Raw genomic sequence first — 2,772 nt, 5'->3', positions numbered from 1 at the left:
CTTGAAAATGTGGATCCTAGAAATATTATCCTTCGAAATGGGGAATTGTGGGCAATGGAGAAGCCGGATTGGGAGATCGAAAAGGATTATTTCACAGTTTATAGGCTTGAATTAAAGATTGATTAAATGAAGCGTTTCATTCAACCAGGTCTGAATTTCACTTGTAAACCCTTCAAAAAATTACGCAAGACTTGATCTTTACAAGGTCTGTACTGGGCTTGGGTGGGCTTGCGGAATAAGGCACTAAGTTCGTGCTTTCCAAACTTAAAATCCACTGATGCCAAGGCCTCTAAAATATCTTCGTCTCTCATGTCCAATGCAATCTTTAGCTTTCGAAAGATGATATTGTTGCTGAGCGTTTTTTCGTGTTTAGGTTCTTCTCCTTCCCTTTTACCACGCTTTTTGATGATGAGCCCATTAAGTAAGGCTGCCAAATCGACATCATAAATGGCCTTAAATTCCGGGTCATCTTCCCTTTTGAGCCAATCACTTACCTCTGCCCTGCTGACTTCCAATCCTCCGAGTTTGAAAAGTTGCATCATCTGATCATCGGAGAAATCAAAGGTATATCGAAGGCTTCTAAGAATATCGTTGTTGGACATGTGTTTCTTTTTTGTATGGCGTTCAAGATTTAAAATTAACAAAATAATTATATGAATCAGGAGAAGAAATAGAACTACCGGTAAAAAGCGAGACCGGTTAGGTCCAGCTTTTTTTTATAACCCCGAATAGCAAGGAATTGCCAATGAGAAGATCAGAAAATTCACTTCAGGGTAATGCAGGGATCTTTGATAGGCTTTTAAATAAAGTATAGTTTTGAATTTAGCGGAATTAAACTATTTTTATGTAAAACCAAATATTCATCCACATGAAAAAGACGGCATTGGTATTGAGTGGGGGAGGATTTAAGGGAGCCTTTCAGGTTGGAGCCCTGGCTTACCTGAAAGAAAATTGGGGAAAGGTTGTCCCCGGAAAACCCAATATGCATTTTGATGTGATTGCTGGGGTATCTGTTGGCTCACTAAATGGTCTTTTGATTGCCCAGGATAAGTTTGATGATTTGCTTGAATTATGGGATAAAGTGGCTGAAAATGGGGTGAGTGAAATTTACCAGTCTGATTTTATTGACACCCGCCCAGATCATTCAGACCCAAACCCAAAATTGAAAATGAAGATATCATGGGAAAGTATCAAAAAGCATTTTCCGAAAACAACCAGAAATGTATTATGGAGAGCGATTTTTAATCGGGCTAGAATTATAGATGCTTTAAGGGATGAATTCCAGAATTTTCAGGCCATTGCTGACAATTTGCCGCTTAGAAATAAGCTGAAAGTTTACGCAAAGAAGGGGAATATTGAAGGTACTATCTACAAATGTGGTTATGTTTCTCTAGTAGATGGCAAGTATTTTGCCACCAAGCATGTGGACTTTGATACGGATGATGACTTTTTGGAAGCGGTTCTTGCTTCCACAGCCATGCCCATTATTTGGAAGCCAATAGAGAACATCAGGGCCCAATCTAAAGTGGAACCAGCCCGTCAGGTCGTGGATGGGGGTATCAGGAATGTTTCTCCTCTCAGCGATGTGATCAAAGAAATATCGAAAACTTATCCAGATGATGATTTTACCATCATCATTATCAATTGCAACTCAGGAGATATTTTGAAAGACGAACCGGATGCCAAGAGGAATATTGCGCAGATAGCACTAAGATCATTGGTAGAAATCTCCATTACAGAGATCTTTAATAATGACATCAAAGAGTTTATGGACAAAAACTATCTGGTCAAACAGGTCAAAGAAAACAATCCAGACCAGGTGATTTATGACTATGACTTTACCAATAATTCCCAAGGAAAGCCACTGAAGTTTTTTGAAGCAATAATTATTCAGCCAGAGAATAATGTTTTGGGTGATACCCTTACTGCAAACAGACTCCAAATTAAAAAACGGATTGATCATGGGAAAGAAAAAGCAAGAATGGCTTTAGATAAGCATTTAAAAAATGGAGACCTTAGAAAGTTCACCATTGTTTAAGCAGAAAAAACACCTTTTATCTTTATCCTTTAATTATTTGATAAAGGTATCTACCCAATTTTTTTTTTTTTATAAACAAAATTGACGAGGTAAATTAATTTCCCCATGCTGAAAGTTAATTTAAGGTCAATATATGATTTCTATTTTAGTAGATCATATTCTATTGCCAATTTTACCAGACCAACTGTGTTGCGGGCCCCTGTTTTAATGAGCATATTCCTGCGATGTGTTTCAACAGTCCCAAAGCTAATAAACAGCTTATCAGCAATTTCCTGGGTTGTATGTTCTTCTACAATCAGACGAAGCACATCTTTCTCTCTGCGAGAAAGTTGGGGAAGATGTTGGGTAAGCTTTTGTTTGCCGCTATTGGTTACAGTTTGAATGACAATCTCGTTGACGGTATCATCAAGAAAAATTTTTCCTTTATAAACTTGATGAATGGCATAAGTGACTTCATCTTTACCTGCATTTTTGAGTACGTATCCTTTGGCACCATTTCCCAGCATCAATTTTATCAAACTGGCCTCTTTATGCATAGAAATCGCTATAATTTTGATATCTGGAAATTGAGAAAGGATCTTTTTACTGGTTTCGATTCCGTTTAGACCCGGCATATTGATATCCATTAATATTATATCCGGTAGAAGAACAGGCACTACTTCCAACGCTTCTTCCCCAGAAAGTGCATATCCTATTACTTCAATTTCAGATTGATCTTCCAAGAGAAGCTTCAT

Annotated in this window: 3 protein-coding genes; 1 reads left to right on the top strand and 2 read right to left on the bottom strand. The window is 37.7% G+C overall.

The features are described from left to right. Positions 1–140: 140 nt before the first annotated feature. Positions 141–602 carry a DUF1456 family protein gene (locus QZT73_RS07895; RefSeq protein WP_291785130.1) on the bottom strand — a complete coding sequence of 154 codons (462 nt, stop codon included), beginning with the start codon at positions 600–602 and terminating at the stop codon, positions 141–143. 266 nt (positions 603–868) lie between these two features. Between QZT73_RS07895 and QZT73_RS07890 the strand changes: the two genes are divergently transcribed. Continuing rightward, a complete protein-coding gene (locus QZT73_RS07890) occupies positions 869–2,038 on the top strand; it encodes a patatin-like phospholipase family protein (protein ID WP_291785133.1) in 1,170 nt (389 codons plus the stop codon). A 140-nt stretch (positions 2,039–2,178) separates the two neighbouring features. Here the strand turns inward: QZT73_RS07890 and QZT73_RS07885 are convergent. Further along, on the bottom strand, positions 2,179–2,772 hold a 594-nt coding region (locus tag QZT73_RS07885; protein WP_291787543.1), incomplete at its 5' end, for a response regulator transcription factor.

It is taken from the genome of Cecembia sp. (assembly GCF_007126775.1).
Lineage (GTDB): Bacteria > Bacteroidota > Bacteroidia > Cytophagales > Cyclobacteriaceae > Cecembia.
This window is presented reverse-complemented; position numbering and strand designations above follow the sequence as displayed.